Here is a 17,454-nt window from a genome sequence, read left to right as displayed (position 1 = left end):
CTTACTGCCTGTATTTTTTCTTCTGAAGAAAATCTCGCCATAAAAAACTGCACCTCCAATTGTTAGTTGTGTCTAACAATTGGGGTGCAGTTCACGTAGAGAGATTGACTTTTTTAGGTTGGAATTCTCTTAGCGTATAAAATTTCCGAAATTGAAAATCGGCTTTTTTGGTATCCAGATCCCTTAACGTTGTAAATCCGCATTTTCGGGACTGTACCCCCACAACTCTTAAGTTATGACACTTAAAAGTTTAAAATCACCTCCTACAATGCCTTCAAAGTCGTCAATTTCCATCTTTTGAATTCCCTAACCATTGCTGATCCTAAGCCAAACAACTATACCACCTCTAGCAAAATAATTAACATTTCATATTCAAGAAAGGTTAGTTAGCTAAAAGCATATGTTTTATTGAAAGGATGTGATTGAATTATGGATCGGAAGAAATGGGGCGTTGGAGGATTAGTATTCGTTGGCTGCATGTTTCTTGGTGGAGGAGTGGGAGCTTTGTTAGGAAGTTCCCACATCGGATGGCTGATAGGAATGGGTGTTGGATTTCTTGGGATAGCTTTAACGAGACTGATTGGAAAATGATCTTCTGCAATTTGGCCCGTTTGCTGAATAAGGTTTCTAAGGAACACATGAACGTATTGTGTATTTGAGGATAATTTTGGTGGTATAAAGTTATTCTTAAATGAAAGTGAGGTATAGTCCAATGAATTCTTCATTAGTTAAAATCTAAATTTATCAAAGGGGTGAGACCAATGATAAAATAACACTTTCACGCAAATAACTTTTGGAATAGTTCCACAACATTTTCCGAGGTGAAAGTGATGGGTTTTAAACAAAAATACTCTATGAATGAAAAAAATATAATTACTTGGTCTATAAAGCCGAAGAGCACACCATTGGTTCTAAGGAACTGTAATAAATGCGGAAAAAAAAGGAATTTTATTGTAGTGAACTTTTTAGAATGAATGCGAATAAACAAAAAATGGATGTATGGTTAATTTATAAATGTAATCAATGTGATTCTACATGGAACGTAACTATCTTTTCTCGCATTAACCCGGTAGATATAGATAAAAGCTTATTTGACAAAATGTCAAGAAATGATAAGGAGACTGCATGGAAATATGCCTTCGATATGGAAACGCTTAGGAGTAATCAAGCGGAAGCAATTTTCAACATTGATTATATCGCAGAAGGCGAAAACATTGATTTTTATAAAAACCTGTCGGAGGAAATTTTTATTAACATTGAGTCACAATATAGCTTTAATCTTCGCCTAGACAAGTTACTTAAAGAGAAATTAAACGTTTCAAGAAAAATGCTTTGGGAGATGATAGAAAACGGTTTTATATACACGATTCCCGAAGTTAATATAAGAAAGCATAAAATAAAAGAAAAACAAATCAAAATTACACTTACTTACGACGCACTAAAAATGATTAACTCAACTTTCGCATTTGAAAATCACGAATAAACATCCCTTTCTTTGATTGTGGGGGGCGTTGATCATTATTATTGTCTTTAAGTTTATCTTGAAATTGAGTATTCCGCTAAAGGGCGCGATTCTTGAATAAGGTTAGCTTGTCTTAATAAACTAACGGGTGCTTTACTTCAATAAGGAAGGTTGCTGGGGCAGCTTTTCTCTTATGGCACTAAAGGGGCAGTTTAGTTCAACAAGGAGTTATAATATATTAGATTCAGAAGCTTGTAAAAGTGGTGATGAAAAGTGCATATAAAGTAACGAGTATGAATTTGAAATAAAGTCACGATGTTTGTAAAAAAGACGCGAAGCTTTGAACAAAGTTGCGATGTTTATAAAAATGATGCGATGCTTTATCTCTTTGATTGAAGAATTTTAAATGAGTTTGGATAGGATTAGGTGAAGATGATTCAAATATTGCATTCCGTAAAAAAGAATGTTATTTTAAAAATAGAATCATGAGAGGACTGATGGGTGAATAATGATTAACTAATCTATATTTTAATTTGAAATTAATAAATTCAAACTAAAAAAATAGGGTTGGTCTATCCATTTTTATAAATCAGTTCATACTTTATTTATCATGATTCCAATGATTAATAAGGACTTATTTAGTATAAGTGAAAGACTAATCCTTCCAATTATAAATTGGGAGGTTTTTTTTATTCTCTTATAGATAAGTCGATATTAATAATCCGTAACTTTAACCCAACAAATAAAGGAGGGAGAAAAATGAGTAATTCAGACACTATTGTTACACATGTAATGCTCTATATAAGTCGTTAATATCCATCAAACTTATATGGAGGAATTAAAAAATTGATGGATATTCCGACTTTATATGAAAAGTGTTGATATATAAAGGAGGAATTATTATGTCAATGATAAAAGTTCAAGACTTAACTTTTTCATATCCAGGTAGCTTTGATAATATTTTTGAAGGTGTAAATTTTCAAATGGATACGGATTGGAAACTAGGATTTATCGGTAGAAACGGACGAGGTAAAACGACATTCTTTAATTTATTATTAGGGCATTATGAGTATAGTGGGAAAATCACTTCTTCGGTTGAATTTAATTATTTCCCTTACCCAATTTCAGATAAGAACAAGTTTACTCATGAAATCCTTGAAGAAATTTGTCCCCAAGCAGAAGATTGGGAATTTCTTCGTGAAATATCCTATTTAAATGTTGATGCCGAGGTCATGTACCGACCATTTAAAACATTATCAAATGGAGAACAAACAAAGGTGTTGCTTGCTGCACTGTTTTTGAATGAGGGTCAATTTCTATTAATTGATGAGCCAACAAATCATCTAGATACTGATGCACGAAAGATGGTCTCTAATTATCTAAGGAAGAAAAAAGGGTTTATCTTGATTTCTCATGACAGAATCTTTTTAGATGGATGCGTTGACCATATCTTATCTATAAATAGAGCAAATATTGAAGTTCAAAGTGGTAACTATTCTTCTTGGAAGTTAAATTTTGATAGACAGCAGGAACACGAAGAGGCTACAAATGAGCGTCTACAAAAAGACATCGGGAGATTAAAACAGTCTTCAAAGCGTTCAACAGGTTGGTCTCATCAAGTGGAAGCTTCCAAAAATGGAACAAGGAATTCAGGATCTAAGTTAGATAAGGGTTTTGTAGGACATAAAGCGGCCAAGATGATGAAGAGAGCGAAGAACCTTGAATCAAGGCAACAAAAAGCAATTGAAGAAAAGTCAAAATTACTAAAAAATGTAGAGAAAACTGATTCGTTAAAATTAGAACAATTGAAATTCCAGTCAAATGAATTGGTTGTTTTGGCTGATGTGTCTGTTAAGTATGATGACCAAATAGTGAATGAGCCAATTAGCTTCATAGTTGAACAAGGGGACCGAATTGTACTTGATGGAAAGAATGGAAGCGGGAAAAGTAGTATCCTAAAACTAATTCTAGGACATCCAATACAGCATACAGGCTCAGTTAATTTAGGTTCAGGACTCATCATTTCCTATGTCCAACAAGATACTTCTCATTTGAAGGGATCGTTATCGGACTTTATTGAAGAGCACGAGATTGATGAGACGTTATTTAAATCCATCCTACGTAAGATGGATTTTGACCGAATTCAATTTGAGAAAGATATATCTCATTATTCTGGTGGACAAAAGAAAAAGCTGCTTATCGCTAAAAGTTTATGTGAAAAAGCTTATTTATATATATGGGATGAACCATTAAATTTTATTGATATTTATTCGCGTATGCAGATTGAAGAGCTTATTCAACAATTTAATCCCACAATGGTTATTGTTGAGCATGATCAGGCATTTCAACAAACAGTTGCAACAAAAACTATATCTATGTAGTTCAAAGTGAATGATTGAAAATATAATCAGTAAATCAAGTCATTAAACTATAAGGCGCTTTAATGGAGTAATGAAAAAAAGCCTAATTCCTCTACAATAAATTGAGAAATTAGGCTTTTTAATGAGGAAATAGGAAATACTTTAACGAAATGCACTCATATATGGGAATATATAAGACCATTAGGTTTTCCTACTATTAAAGAAGATGTTTAAGTTTGAATGACACAGAATTAGTTGTTTAATATTACCAATTTTGAATATAAAATAAAGTCACTACTTGGTTTATCTAGAGTTTAATCAATTAACAGGTATTGTAGTTGAACAAGCAATACCTGTTAATTGATTAAACTTATTTATAAAAAAATAGTTTGTTAGAATATTTTAAGAGCAAGTTTTGATCAATCTTTTTCAAAACACGCACTTTCTTTTTGTTCTTTTATCAAGGTTATTTGCATTAATTTGATCAAACTTTATTACAAACCAACAACGAGAACCACCTATAATAAGAGGAAAATTGAATTGAACATAGATATAGGGTTTCTCTTCCTTGTTCTTTTATCTCTAACAGGATTAATATTGTCCATTAGATATACTAAAGAGCAAAGTGAAGTAGTAAGTGGAGCAGGAATCTTCGGTAATTTTGTTTATCTTTTGATAACTTTACTACCATTTAAGGTAAGAAAGGCGATATATATTATAGTGTGCCTTCTTATGGTCCTTTTGTTTTCTAGTGGTTTATGGGAAGTATCCAAGGTTTAGTTATGCAACTAACGGGTGCGTTAGTTCAAGAAGGAGTATAAAAAAAGCCTGTATCAATGATTACTCGGTAATCTAAGATACAGGCTTTATATTTAGGTAACTAATTGTTCTTATATATATTTAAAAAAATAGAGCTCTTTTTAATATTACTTCTCTACCTTCAAACATTCCAAAGCACGAGTTGCATTCACTCGCGCAATTTCGACTGAATCGGCGGAAGATAACGCAACAGCTACCCTTCTGCCTACCTTCGTGACTGGTTTTCCAAAGACACGCACTTGTGTATTCGGCAAAGCCAAGGCTTGTTCAACACCAACTATAGAATATTCCGATAACTCAACTGATGCTTTTAACGGACGGCTGGCTCCTGGTGTAATCAGGGTGATTTCTGGAATCGGAAACCCTAGAATTGCTCGTACATGCAGGGCAAACTCCGATAAATTTTGGGTAGCTAATGTCACTAGCCCTGTATCATGCGGGCGTGGAGAAACTTCACTAAAATAGACTTTATCTCCTGATAAGAAAAGCTCTACCCCAAATAATCCGTATCCTCCGAGTTCATCTGTAATAGCTTGAGCAATTCTTTTCGCCTCTACGATCTGTGCTTCTGTCATATTATGAGGTTGCCAAGATTCAATATAGTCCCCACCTTGCTGAATATGACCGATTGGAGCACAAAACATCGTTCCATTTACTGTACGAACAGTTAGGAGCGTGATTTCCGAATCAAAACGAATAAATTCTTCAATTATCACTCGTCCATTTTGAACCCGGCCGCCTTCCATCGCAATTTGCCAACACTCTTCAAGGTCATCTTCCGTTCGGCAGACACTTTGCCCTTTCCCTGAAGAACTCATTAGCGGTTTTACGACATTAGGAAACCCAATCTCATTGGCAGCTTGGACAAATTCTTCATATGTATCAGCAAATTTGTAGGCAGCAGTTGGAAGCTCAAGTGTTTCAGAAGCTAACCTTCTAATTCCTTCACGATCCATTGTTAACTTAGCCGCTCTTGCCGTAGGAATAACATGAAAGCCTTCTTGCTCTAATTTGATTAGTTCTGATGTGGCAATGGCCTCAATTTCCGGGACAATCAAATCAGGTTGCTCTTTTTCAACAATTTCCCTAAGCTGATTCGCATCCAGCATATCGATGACATAGCTTCGATGAGCTACTTGCATTGCAGGTGCCTGTTCATAGCGGTCTACGGCAACAGTCTCTACACCAAGACGCTGTGCTTCAAGAATGACCTCTTTACCTAATTCACCTGAACCTAAAAATAAAATCTTTTTTGATTTATACATCCAGTCTCTCCTCCTCCATGTCTACAAAACCATTATATACGAACTATAAATGAATAAACACAAAATTTTATTCGTCTTTTCATTTAATTTTCTTTATTAATTGTAAGTGGACATAATAAATTCAGGTTTTTTAACTAATAAAACACTTAACCCCAAAAACTTTAATTAAATTCATACTTGACAACTAAGAATAATGTGTTTTATGCTAGTTTTAACAATAAAATATATCGGCTGACTAGTTCACTAGAGGCTCTCTATTCAACAACATGAATAGGGGGCTTTTTCGTTTTTAACAAATGAGGGAGGAATTGACTTTGCAAAAAGAATTACTAAGACCTACGTTCCATATAATGAAGGAGAAAAAAAATACCCGTTTAGAAGAGATGGAGTACCTGCATCTGCCTGATAGAAAATTTTTTCAATGGTGCCAGCAGCAATATTCGTTGAATAAAGGAGTTTACAATACGATTGATAATTGGTTTTATGAATATGGTATCATCCATATCCTTAACCGTCGGATCAACCTTTTAGCCTTCTTGGAATTTGCTTCTTCTCTAGAACAGGAAGCAAGAAAGTCAAAGTTCATTAAATTTGGCAATGGCGGCCTAACAAAAAAACTTCAGGAGTTTATCGCTCGTTAATATGGTTAACCCTAAAGAATCCCGCCTAAGTGAGAAGTTTAATTCCCCTCACGAAGGTGGGTATACAGGAGTAGATGTCGAAATTTGTTTTACGGTTTTTTTTGTAAATGTAAGCGCTTTCTATTATAATAAACTTAGGTTGGATGGCATGCGTGGCCGTCAATGTATCTGGCGTAGGTGGGGCCAATACTAGCGCTAAAGGAGTCAAGCTTCTTTACCGTAAAACTATTAGTATACCTTTTAGGTAAGGGCTGCATATTAAGCAATACGAATGCTGGAGAAAAATCGTTACTTTTAGGCTTAAAAACGAGTTAATAATGCAAACGATAAGGAAATTCAAACTTTACCTTATTATTGTAGCAGCCCTCATCGTTTCCGGTCTAATAGTTTATAAGACTAAAAGCTCTTCCCCTAAAGACCCGGAGTTGAGCTTTTTCACATGGGCAAATTTACATATATAAGCCAGCTAAAAAAATCCCCAGCGTTTTCTGATAAATCTCATCAAACTGTGTTAAAGGAAGAGGATTTTTTCCTTTGCCTAGTTCAACGGTAAACCCTGGCCTCCGCCAATCCTGAATAAACCAATCCTTATATCCTGCATAACTATTTGCGGATTTGACTGGCTCATAACCGCTGACTCTCGCAAATTCATTGACGATCGTTTCAGACTCGGGTGGTTCCAAACCTTCAAACCCCCAATAAATGACCTCCCCCTGGGTATGAAAAGCAAGCACTCTGTCAAAATCCCGTTTTCTTGTCAAATCAGCCATCGCAATTGCCTCTGGCTGCGTTAGCGGGCCTTTTCCAGAATAATTTGCTGGGCCTGGCTGCGCTACCATATTACGAGCTTGTTCTAGCTCCCATTTGGCAGGAAACTGATCATTCAGATCAACTCCATTAATATTAGCCTTCCAGCCAGAAAAATCCTCGCTATTATTATTCCATTCCAAGAGCTGTGATTTCAATGAGGCATCAGCAGGAGGTCCTTTTAGAACCAGCTCCACTCCATCAGGATTCACCATCGGAACGAGAGATAGCATCGTCTGCTGATAATAAGGGAACAGAGATAGACCGCGGATCCCAGTTTGATTCGTGATTGCCATTAAATAATCATTTAAAAAAGTCATAATCACAGGGGTAGTAATCCACTCATTAGCATGAAATGAACCATCATAGTGCACTCGTTTGTCACCATTCCCAATCAGCACTTCAGGGATCTCCCTCCCGAGAACCGAATCTCCAATCGGGGATGTTTTAATAAAAGGATAGATGCTTTTCAGTCGTTTTACATCATTCATCATCGTTTGATAATCATATTCCTGATTTCCTTGAATAAGCCTCCAAGTAATCCTTAATGGTACTGTAATCGTTTGGCCAATTTGCAAGGCATTCGCATTAAGGCTAGGATTGACCAAAAATAATGAATCCAATGGTAGATTGCGTGATTTGGCAATCGCCCATAAGGAATCCCCTTTCTTAATCCGATGACCAGTCGTCGTAAAGCCCGGAATTTTGATCTTCTGTCCTATCATGAGGGCAAGAGGATCAATCCCGCTATTGGAATCAATTATCAGTTGATAATTCACATTGAATAATTGGCTATAATGCCACAAGGAATCATTCTGCCGCACAAAAACGTCCATACTGCACCTCCACTTAACCAAATGTATGCTGTTTTAATCAAATTATTGCTAATTTTCATATCAATAATGGGTTGTGCCATTATACAAATACATCGCTTTGATTGGTTGGCAGCACTTTCACATTGGTCTATCCCTTACTGTAGCCATTCATCTTGATTGCCCATTTTATCATCATCTATAAAAAAATATCCCACCTCTATTTTCTCCTCATCAAGCCGTTTTTTGTATTATTTAGGATTTCAAATTAATACAGGCATCCATTTTAAAATGGATGCCTGTTTGCTTTTTGTTAAGATTAAGAATTCATTATTTTATGCTTCTTGTGATACTTTGTGGTACTACTAAGCCTAGACCTTCAGCAATGCGTGATCCGTATTCTGGATCAGCTTTGTAGAAATGTCCAATTTGGCGTATTTTGATTTCTTCTAATTCGACTGGTTTCATTGCTCCCACAATAGTTTCTACAAGTCTAGTTTTTTCTTCTTCACTCAATAGACGGTATAAGTCACCCGCTTGAGTGTAGTGGTCATCACTATTATGTCCTACTTGTGCAGCTTGCCCCGTCACTTCAAATGGAGTGGTTTTATTTTCAGCTGTTTCAGCAGGGCCATCAAAGCTATTCGGCTCATAATAAACTGAACCCTTGCCATTGTCATCCGCACGCATGAAGCCATCACGTTGATAGTTGTTTGCCTCCACTTTCGGACGGTTAACCGGAAGTTGGTTGTGATTAGAACCAACACGGTAACGGTGTGCATCACCATATGCAAATAGACGTCCTTGAAGCATTTTGTCTGGAGAAGCTTCAATTCCTGGTACGAATGTTCCTGGTGAGAACGTAGCTTGCTCTACTTCTGCAAAATAGTTTTCAGGATTTCTGTTCAATTCCATACGGCCAAGTTCGATTAACGGGTAATCTTTTTGAGACCATACTTTTGTTACATCAAATGGATCGAAACGGTATGTATCCGCATCTTCCAAAGGCATGATTTGTACGTATAGTTTCCATGCAGGGAAATCGCCTTTTTCAATTGCATTGAAAAGATCTTCCGTATGGTAATCAGGGTTTTCACCTGCAAGTTTTGCAGCAAGATTTACATCTAGGTTTTTGATGCCTTGTTCTGTTTTAAAATGATATTTCACCCAAACGCCTTGTCCTTCATCATTCACCCATTTAAATGTATGGCTACCAAAACCGTGTGTATGACGAAGTGTAGCAGGAATCCCTCGGTCAGACATTAGAATCGTTACTTGGTGCAAAGATTCTGGTGAATGTGACCAAAAATCCCAGACCGCAGTCGGGTTTTTCAAATGTGTTTTTGGATCTCTCTTTTGTGTATGAATGAAATCGGGGAATTTGATCGCATCGCGGATAAAGAATACAGGCGTATTGTTACCAACAATATCGTAGTTCCCTTCTTCTGTGTAGAATTTAACAGCAAATCCGCGTGGATCACGAACTGTATCAGCTGAGCCTAATTCGCCAGCTACTGTAGAAAAACGGATAAATAAATCTGTCTTCTTACCAACACCATTAAAAAGTTTAGCTTTCGTATACTTAGAAAGGTCGTTCGTTACTTCAAAAGTACCGAATGCACCGGCACCTTTCGCATGAACTACACGTTCAGGCACACGTTCACGGTTAAAGTGCGCTAATTTTTCTAATAAGTGTACATCTTGAATGAGTACAGGGCCACGTTGTCCCGCAGTGATCGAATTTTGGTTATCGCCGACTGGTGCACCCCAGCTAGTTGTAAGGTTTTTCTTATTTGTCATAATTGAACCACCTTTTCATTATTATTTATATTTATAATGATAAGCCTTATCAGAAAAAAATCAATACTTATTTATAATAATTTTAATATAATAATTAATTCATTAAGATTATAATTGTTTATACATTTATTTTAAATCCAGGAAAAGGAATTATCAAATTTTTAAAATCGCATTAATTCAAGTTTCCTCGATTTTTTTATTCCTTTTACTGGTATTCAACTCCAATGTCACTATTCCTTCATAGATGCGTGATTTTATCATTTCTATATCTAATAGGCTATTAATCGAGAATAAAGATAAGTCTAAGTACCTTCCATGCTTTCATAATAATTGGATAAATCTAACTTCTTCTCTCATTTTATAACAAACCATAAGATTCGCATGTGATAATCTTCACTTCCATTACCTTTTTTAAAATAACAAAGTTGATTGGAGCGGAAGGTGCGAGACTCCTGCGGGAAAAGCGCGTCTAGGGGAGACCCCCGCAGGCGCAAGCCGAGGAGGCTCCTGGACCGCCCGCGGAAAGCGAGTGCCCTACGTTCCAATCAACGTTCAAATTGTACAAGCCATAAAAAAACTGTAGGCAAACTCGATTTTCATCGAGTTTGTCTACAGTCTGCAACTGCCATCCTTATAAAAGGAATGGCAGCTCTATTTTAAAACTAATGCATCTATTGTTTTTCTGAGATTCCGGTATCTGATCAAACACATTTTAAGAAGAACGTAAAAAAACAAGACCACAACTGAAATATTGACCAAATACAAAGAAGGAGTCCGGACACTACTCCCTTCCTTGGAATTTAGCAATAAAACAGTTGTGAAAATACTGGTTTGTGTTCGTATAGAAAATAAGATACTATTACGTTAAAATGACGGTCCAATAAGAGTAAGGGTGATTTATATGAATGAACGGAAACAACTTGTAGTTAAGTATGCACACCAATTATTTATTGAAAAGGGTTATCAAGCAACATCTATTCAGGATATTTTGGACTATAGCGGTATTTCAAAAGGGACATTTTATAACTACTTTTCTTCTAAAAGTGAACTGCTTAAAGCTGTCTTTATCTCTACCCAAGAAAAATTCGAACATGAAAGTAATGAACTATTAATCGGTCAAAATGTTGCGGATATTGAAATATTCATCAAACAATCTGAATTACAAATACACTCCAATAAAAGTAATAAATTATTTTCCATATTTGAAGAAATAATGATTTCAAATGATACCGAACTTAAAAACTTTATTACACATGCAAAATTCAAACATATAAATTGGCTATCAAAACGGTTTCTAGAAATATTCGGAGAAGAGAAAAAACCTTATATATTAGATTGCGCCATACTTTATTCAGGGATGATGCACCAAACCATTCATTTTAACTCGTTAGCTAAAGAGCCTGATTTCAACCCTACCGAAATAATTCGTTATTGTGTTGATAGGATTAAAACTCTTTTCGATGATGTGAGCCAATCAGGAGTACAGCTTCTCGAACCTGATTATATCAAGCAATGGTTGCCAGAATGTTACAATACGAAGCAGGATTTTCACACTGCTCTCCTTCACTCTACAACCGAACTAAAAAAAGTCATCTTAAAACATTGCCAAGATGAAGCAGAACGGGTAAAACACTTAAAATTAGTTCACTTTATTCAAGAAGAACTTCTGCAAAAAGGTGAGCCGCGCCACTTTCTCATCGAAAGTGCCCTGCTATCTTTAAACACGAATTCAAAGCTTAAAAACTCAAAAGAATTGATTGATTTCGGAAAGATTATTGCCAGTAACTAAACTGGTTATGGCCCCATTTATGGGGTTTTTATTTTCTGTAAGAAAACCTATTCGAGTTGCTATTTTTTTGTGACAATTCAGCAAACATATAACTGAAATTCATAAAATTTTAGTATAATGACTAGTGTAGAATAGTGTCTTCAGGAGGAGTTTTTCATGAATATAATAATGCGATTTCTTATCAACGGGTTGATTTTACTCGTTATTGACTGGCTTCTCGACTCCATCACGATAAAATCTTACGGTACAGCCCTACTGGCGGTTTTTATATTATCAATCATGAACATGCTAGTTAAACCCATTCTTCAACTTATAGCTTTACCGATTACTATCCTAACTTTCGGATTGTTTTCGTTCATTATCAATGCCTTCACGTTCCAAATTACATCCTATGTTGTCAGTGGCTTTGAAATAGATTCTTTTTGGGGAGCCCTAATCGGTTCATTGTTATTAAGTTTCATCCAAAGTCTTATTATAAAAAAAGAGCAGAAAAACCGTCAGTAGAATGCTGACGTTTTTTCGTTCCCATGTCTACTTTCCATAACACCCTTCGATATTTCCCGGGCTATTCCCCTAAAATCCCCTATTATGTAATAGCTGTATTCGCTTATTTTTGACAATTAATTCTGATCGAAATGGAAATGAATTGATTTATGGAGGAATGACATGTTCACAAAACATAAACCAAGATTTATGCTATCCTTTATGCTCAGATTCCCCTTCCCTTCGCTCTGAATTTGGGTTAAAATTCTAATCCTTCACTAAAAGAAAAAAAAGTCACCATAACTGGAACTCTGTCCGCATACTTCTCCCATTCCTGCTTAAAAGATGCATCAGTCATGGATTCAGTGGGTGATTCTCCGGAACCGAGGGTTGGCTCCTACTATGACTCCGCTAGCGGAAAATCAGGGTCTTCGCTAAAGAACACCCTGCACGAAATCATCGATGACCATACAGGAATATCGAAAGGACTACTAAAGTACGACATTCGATAAGAGCTTATTCACTATATAGATTCACTTCTTTTCGTGTTACTTTTTCCGCATCTCCAAATTACGTATTAGTGAAAACGGTAAATTTTACATTTACAAATCTATAAAAATAGATATAATGATTTATATGGAACCTACATTAATCTATAAAGCTTTGTCAAACGATACACGTCGTCAAATTTTGCTATGGCTAAAAAATCCAGAGAAGTTCTTTAATGAAAAGCCTTATTTTCAACAAGGTCTAAATTTTCAAGTTGGTGTATGTGTGGGAGATATTCAGGTTAAATCGGGGCTTGCACAATCTGTCATCTCTAGTTATTTGTTAACCATGCAAAAAGCTGGTCTGTTGGAATCTGAGCGAATCGGAAAGTGGACTTATTATCGTCGAAATGAAAAAACAATACATGAATTTTCCGAGTACATTCAAAAAGAACTATAAAATAAACGTAAAGGAGGTCTTCTTTTTTTGTTTTTACATATCTAGATATACAGATATTTAATTTTATAAATGATTTTAATCTGTATATAAATTAAGAAATATACAATAGGAATGGAGATTTATATTAATGAAAAAAGTTAATCCTTTGCTTATAATTATGTTGGCTTTAGGCGTATTCGGCATTATTACAACTGAAATGGGTATTGTGGGAGTCCTACCCCAGATAACTCAAAAATTTAATATAACAACTTCACAAGCAGGATTACTTGTAAGTATATTTGCTTTAATTGTTGCCATTTCAGGTCCATTCTTGACCTTACTCGCTTCTGGAATTAATCGTAAAATAATTCTATTAACCTCAGTATTTATGTTCACGATTTCAAATATTATTTATGCATATACAACGAAATTTGATATCATGCTAGCTTTCCGTATACTACCCGCTATTTTTCATCCTGTCTTTTTTTCGATAGCCCTTGTGACTGCAGCCAAACTTGTTCCTCCGGAAAAAAGTAACCAAGCAGTTACAAAGGTTTTTGCCGGAATTACTTTCGGATTTGCATTTGGTGTACCTTTAACTTCTTATTTCGCGGAAAAGTTTTCGTTAGAAACTGCTTTCCTATTTGGGGCTGTTGTAAATGCGATTGCTTTTGTAGGAATATTATTGTGGCTTCCTTCCATGCCTAATGAGGAAAAAATGTCTTATGGAAAGCAGCTTGGTATATTACGTAAACCGGGTTTATGGTTAAACATCGCAGCCGTTATGTTTATCTTTGCAGCGATGTTCTCTGTATACAGCTACTTTGCCGAATACCTTGGACAATTAACACATATGAATGGTTCTTTGATTAGTGTAATGTTGATGGCGTTTGGTCTAATCATGATTTTTGGAAATTTTTTGTTTGGTGGATTTTTGCAAAAAAGCATAACTAAGACCGTTATAATGTTTCCCCTTCTATATATAGTAATTTATTTATTCGCTTATTATTTGGGCTCTTATTTAATTCCGATGATTCTAATGGTTTTCATTTGGGGAATAGTGCATTCTGGTGGTCTAATTGTCAGTCAAACATGGTTGACAATTGAAGCGAACGAAGCACCTGAATTCGGCAACAGCTTGTTTGTCTCATTTTCAAATCTTGGAATTACTTTAGGGGCGTCTATTGGTGGTTGGTTTATTTCTTACTTGGGAATACATCAACTCATTTGGAGCGGAATTGTGTTTGCATTGCTAGCTTTCTTTTTGATCATGATAAAAATTAAAATTTTCAGTTCGAACGTAGAGGGAGTTAACGCAGCGTAGGTTCGTGAATTGAATGAACAGCGAAATTGCCCGAATGCTGTTTTATATGACCATTCGTTACGGTGATAGCGGTGAAATTGATTTAGAACTAAATAATCAAGTGAGCCGCTGCACCAATCCTTATCATGGAAAGTTGGCGGTCCTGCTGGAATGGAACGAACAGGACCCAGTAGATACTTTTGAACGTAATCGAAATGAAATCATTTATAATAAATATAAGCATAATCGCAACCCTTTCATTGATCATCCGGAATGGCCCTCAGCCATCTTCCCTCTTATAAAGTCTAAATTTTTAGAAAAATCACATAATTATACTTTCTTTAAATAACAATCTATTTATTTATTATTTAAATATTAACTTTATTTATAAAGCTAATACCTTTTATAGTAAGCGTTTTCATATTTTTACTTTACAAACTTTCTATTAAAATATATTATTTAATAATATTATGTGAAAAATCAATAAATAATATTGATTCGCCACTACTAGTGATAAAATGCTAGAAAGAGAAAATTACACTCCAACAAAGAAAAGAGGAAAATTATGCAAAACTCCAAAGATTCTCAACTGCATAGAGGATTGGAAGAAAGACATATCGCATTAATGTCTCTTGGCGCAGCCATTGGAGTCGGTTTATTTCTCGGCTCGGCATCTGCGATTAAATTAGCCGGCCCAGCTATTATTATTTCGTATGCAATTGGCGGGCTTATGATCTATCTTATCATGCGGGCACTAGGGGAAATGGCGATAAAAAATCCAGTCGCAGGCTCTTTTAGTCGCTATGCAAGCGAATTTGTCGGCCCTCTTGCCGGATATATAACTGGTTGGAATTACTGGTTCGTTTGGATTGCCACCTGTATGGCTGAAATTACAGCAGTAGGAATCTATATGCAATTTTGGTTCCCTGGGACTCCACAATGGGCTTGGGCGTTAGCCGCACTTGCCATTATGACAACGATTAACTTTCTTGCTGTAAAAGCTTACGGTGAATTGGAGTTTTGGTTTGCCCTAGTTAAAATCGTCACGATCATCCTTATGATCGTTCTTGGATTCGGAATGATTTTCTTTGGACTGGGGAACGGCGGAATCGCGGTTGGATTCGGTAACCTAGTTGAACATGGTGGATTTTTCCCTAATGGAATTTCCGGTGTCATCCTCTCTTTCCAAATGGTCATGTTCGCCTATTTGGGAATTGAAATGCTCGGTGTAACCGCAGGTGAAGTCAAAAATCCAGAAAAATCTTTAAAAAGAGCCATCGATACCGTCTTTTATCGAATTTTACTTTTTTACGTTTTAGCTCTGACAGTCATTCTATCGATTACTCCATGGGATCAAATGAATGGAGAAAACAGCCCATTCGTTATGATGTTTGATAAAATCGGTATACCAGGCGCAGCAGGAATCATTCAGTTTGTCGTACTGACAGCGGCCCTTTCATCTTGTAACAGCGGGATCTTCAGTACAGGAAGAATGTTATTCAACCTAGCGCAGCAAGGTGAATCACCTAAAAGTTTCGAACGTACAACAAAGTCAGGCGTTCCTGGCGTTGCCATTATCGTTTCGGCTGCCGTGCTTCTTTTCGGTGTTTACCTTAACTACATGGAAGCCGATAAAGTTTTCAGTTACGTTACAAGTGTCGCCACATTTGGTGCACTCTGGACATGGGGAACCATTCTTGTCACACAGATCATCTCTAGAAGGAAAATGAGTCCGGGAGAAAAACAAGGCTTAGCTTACAAGATGCCTCTTTTCCCATTCACTTCTTATTTCACTCTAGCCTTTTTAGTATTCGTAATGGTTGTACTCGGCTTTTCAGCAGATACAAGAATTGCTCTTATCGTTGGTCCGATCTGGATCATCCTATTGGTAGTCCTGTATTATGTGACCGGTTTGCATAAGAGAAAATAAATAGATAAAGGGTGTCCAATCAAACTTGGACACCCTTTTTTATGATTTATATTTAACCTTTTCTCCTTCTTTTTAGCGTCCAATAAATTACCGCGCCTACTCCACCTAAAATAATGAGGACCGGCAAGTTTCCTAAAATAAAAACAATCAGTCCTGAAAATGCTTTAAGTAAAAAATTCGCGCTCGTTGCGAATTGCTTCTTCGTTCTCTCCCATGTATTCAATTCTTTATTATCAATACCCGGCACAATAATTTGGTCTTGCGATAAAGATATTGTTACAGTTGAAAACGAGGTTTGGTTTTCAAGATACTTTATTTGCCCAACTAGCTGCTCTATCTCCTCTTGGACAGTGGCAAGATCGGATGATATTTTCAGCAAATCTTCCGTTTTCTTAGCATCCTTCATGAATGCAAGTAATCTCTCTTCCACAGCCCGCTTTGATTTCAGTCTTGCTTTTAAATCTACATACTGCTCTGTTACATCTTGGCCTGTCACATTTCTTTCGACCACTTCTGAAGCCTGCCCCTCGGTATCAACAAGAAAAGCCTGAAAACGATCTTCCGGTACCCGGACTGTGATCGTACCTTCTACCATTTCTTCATCTTCCCTGTATACATTGGATTCTACAATATAACCGCCGTATTCTTTCGCCTTTCTTTCAATCTTCATTTGTGTTTTTTCAAGATTTTTCACTTTCAACCGAAGCTGTGCTTGATGGATGACCATTCTTTCATTTGTTGCCGCTTCTTTTTCCGCCTCCTTATCAGAAGCCTGTTCTCCAGATAAAGAGGCGTCCATTTTACTTTCCACTTTTCCTTCCTGTGACATCGACAAGGATTCTTCTTTATCATTACTACTGCATGCCCCCAATAAAAGAAACAAGCTGAAAATGAGTATCACTTTTTTTCGATTCATCGGTATTCCTCCTTCTCTTAACATTACCGACGAATAATTTGGAAGAAAGTTACACTTCATTTGATAAAAGGTAGGGATACAACAATATCCAAATTATGTATAAGGATGTCCGGAAGTATTATGAACTATAGAAAATTAGC

The 17,454-nt window shown here is 36.2% G+C and carries 13 protein-coding genes and 1 pseudogene; 10 read left to right on the top strand and 4 right to left on the bottom strand.

The window, feature by feature from the left end; all coding sequences use genetic code 11:
• The first annotated feature begins 429 nt into the window (after positions 1–429).
• The 3 genes from ACQKMR_RS02000 (at position 430) to ACQKMR_RS01990 (ending at position 3,843) form a co-directional block, all read left to right on the top strand.
• Entirely contained in the window at positions 430–591 is a 162-nt protein-coding gene (locus ACQKMR_RS02000; RefSeq protein ID WP_427695767.1) for a hypothetical protein, read from the top strand.
• Between the two features lie 337 nt (positions 592–928).
• Complete coding sequence (locus ACQKMR_RS01995) at positions 929–1,483, top strand: DUF1062 domain-containing protein (protein ID WP_427695766.1); 555 nt, start codon at positions 929–931, stop codon at positions 1,481–1,483.
• 881 nt (positions 1,484–2,364) lie between these two features.
• The gene (locus ACQKMR_RS01990; protein WP_427695765.1) at positions 2,365–3,843 is read left to right on the top strand and encodes an Lsa family ABC-F type ribosomal protection protein; all 1,479 of its coding nucleotides are present in this window, start codon (positions 2,365–2,367) and stop codon (positions 3,841–3,843) included.
• 905 nt (positions 3,844–4,748) lie between these two features.
• Here ACQKMR_RS01990 and purT read toward each other — a convergent pair.
• Positions 4,749–5,906 (bottom strand): phosphoribosylglycinamide formyltransferase 2, encoded by a 1,158-nt coding sequence (gene purT / locus ACQKMR_RS01985; protein ID WP_427695764.1) that lies wholly within the window; start codon positions 5,904–5,906, stop codon positions 4,749–4,751.
• 314 nt (positions 5,907–6,220) lie between these two features.
• Between purT and ACQKMR_RS01980 the strand changes: the two genes are divergently transcribed.
• Positions 6,221–6,547, top strand: a complete 327-nt coding sequence (locus ACQKMR_RS01980) for a hypothetical protein (RefSeq protein ID WP_427695763.1) — start codon at positions 6,221–6,223, stop codon at positions 6,545–6,547.
• A 449-nt stretch (positions 6,548–6,996) separates the two neighbouring features.
• Here ACQKMR_RS01980 and ACQKMR_RS01975 read toward each other — a convergent pair whose 3' ends face one another.
• Positions 6,997–8,190, bottom strand: coding sequence for a M14 family zinc carboxypeptidase (locus tag ACQKMR_RS01975; protein ID WP_427695762.1), 1,194 nt, complete (start codon positions 8,188–8,190; stop codon positions 6,997–6,999).
• Between the two features lie 306 nt (positions 8,191–8,496).
• Positions 8,497–9,966: a catalase KatA gene (gene katA / locus ACQKMR_RS01970; protein WP_427695761.1), complete on the bottom strand. Its 1,470-nt coding sequence runs from the start codon at positions 9,964–9,966 to the stop codon at positions 8,497–8,499.
• A 901-nt stretch (positions 9,967–10,867) separates the two neighbouring features.
• Between katA and ACQKMR_RS01965 the strand changes: the two genes are divergently transcribed.
• The 6 genes and pseudogenes from ACQKMR_RS01965 (at position 10,868) to ACQKMR_RS01940 (ending at position 16,398) form a co-directional block, all read left to right on the top strand.
• Positions 10,868–11,755: a TetR/AcrR family transcriptional regulator gene (locus ACQKMR_RS01965; RefSeq protein ID WP_427695760.1), complete on the top strand. Its 888-nt coding sequence runs from the start codon at positions 10,868–10,870 to the stop codon at positions 11,753–11,755.
• A 156-nt stretch (positions 11,756–11,911) separates the two neighbouring features.
• The gene (locus ACQKMR_RS01960; RefSeq protein WP_427695759.1) at positions 11,912–12,259 is read left to right on the top strand and encodes a phage holin family protein; all 348 of its coding nucleotides are present in this window, start codon (positions 11,912–11,914) and stop codon (positions 12,257–12,259) included.
• 615 nt (positions 12,260–12,874) lie between these two features.
• Entirely contained in the window at positions 12,875–13,186 is a 312-nt protein-coding gene (locus ACQKMR_RS01955; RefSeq protein WP_061466277.1) for an ArsR/SmtB family transcription factor, read from the top strand.
• Between the two features lie 127 nt (positions 13,187–13,313).
• Positions 13,314–14,489 carry an MFS transporter gene (locus ACQKMR_RS01950; RefSeq protein ID WP_427695758.1) on the top strand — a complete coding sequence of 392 codons (1,176 nt, stop codon included), beginning with the start codon at positions 13,314–13,316 and terminating at the stop codon, positions 14,487–14,489.
• Between the two features lie 13 nt (positions 14,490–14,502).
• Positions 14,503–14,817 (top strand): annotated as a pseudogene (locus tag ACQKMR_RS01945) (endonuclease); the annotation flags it as partial.
• A gap of 216 nt (positions 14,818–15,033) precedes the next feature.
• Positions 15,034–16,398, top strand: coding sequence for an amino acid permease (locus ACQKMR_RS01940; RefSeq protein ID WP_427695757.1), 1,365 nt, complete (start codon positions 15,034–15,036; stop codon positions 16,396–16,398).
• 52 nt (positions 16,399–16,450) lie between these two features.
• Here the strand turns inward: ACQKMR_RS01940 and ACQKMR_RS01935 are convergent, their stop codons facing one another.
• Positions 16,451–17,314, bottom strand: coding sequence for a DUF4349 domain-containing protein (locus ACQKMR_RS01935; protein ID WP_427695756.1), 864 nt, complete (start codon positions 17,312–17,314; stop codon positions 16,451–16,453).
• Positions 17,315–17,454 lie beyond the last annotated feature (140 nt).

The organism is Peribacillus sp. NPDC096540 (genome assembly GCF_050278525.1).
Lineage (GTDB): Bacteria > Bacillota > Bacilli > Bacillales > DSM-1321 > Peribacillus.
This window is presented reverse-complemented; position numbering and strand designations above follow the sequence as displayed.

What these genes read in the sequence shown, in the direction of transcription:
- ACQKMR_RS02000 (WP_427695767.1), top strand. Translation starts at nt 430, where the DNA reads ATGGATCGGAAGAAATGGGGCGTTGGAGGATTAGTATTCGTTGGCTGC.
- ACQKMR_RS01995 (WP_427695766.1), top strand. Translation starts at nt 929, where the DNA reads ATGCGGAAAAAAAAGGAATTTTATTGTAGTGAACTTTTTAGAATGAAT.
- ACQKMR_RS01990 (WP_427695765.1), top strand. Translation starts at nt 2,365, where the DNA reads ATGTCAATGATAAAAGTTCAAGACTTAACTTTTTCATATCCAGGTAGC.
- purT (WP_427695764.1), bottom strand. Translation starts at nt 5,906, where the DNA reads ATGTATAAATCAAAAAAGATTTTATTTTTAGGTTCAGGTGAATTAGGT.
- ACQKMR_RS01975 (WP_427695762.1), bottom strand. Translation starts at nt 8,190, where the DNA reads ATGGACGTTTTTGTGCGGCAGAATGATTCCTTGTGGCATTATAGCCAA.
- katA (WP_427695761.1), bottom strand. Translation starts at nt 9,966, where the DNA reads ATGACAAATAAGAAAAACCTTACAACTAGCTGGGGTGCACCAGTCGGC.
- ACQKMR_RS01965 (WP_427695760.1), top strand. Translation starts at nt 10,868, where the DNA reads ATGAATGAACGGAAACAACTTGTAGTTAAGTATGCACACCAATTATTT.
- ACQKMR_RS01960 (WP_427695759.1), top strand. Translation starts at nt 11,912, where the DNA reads ATGAATATAATAATGCGATTTCTTATCAACGGGTTGATTTTACTCGTT.
- ACQKMR_RS01955 (WP_061466277.1), top strand. Translation starts at nt 12,875, where the DNA reads ATGGAACCTACATTAATCTATAAAGCTTTGTCAAACGATACACGTCGT.
- ACQKMR_RS01950 (WP_427695758.1), top strand. Translation starts at nt 13,314, where the DNA reads ATGAAAAAAGTTAATCCTTTGCTTATAATTATGTTGGCTTTAGGCGTA.
- ACQKMR_RS01940 (WP_427695757.1), top strand. Translation starts at nt 15,034, where the DNA reads ATGCAAAACTCCAAAGATTCTCAACTGCATAGAGGATTGGAAGAAAGA.
- ACQKMR_RS01935 (WP_427695756.1), bottom strand. Translation starts at nt 17,314, where the DNA reads ATGAATCGAAAAAAAGTGATACTCATTTTCAGCTTGTTTCTTTTATTG.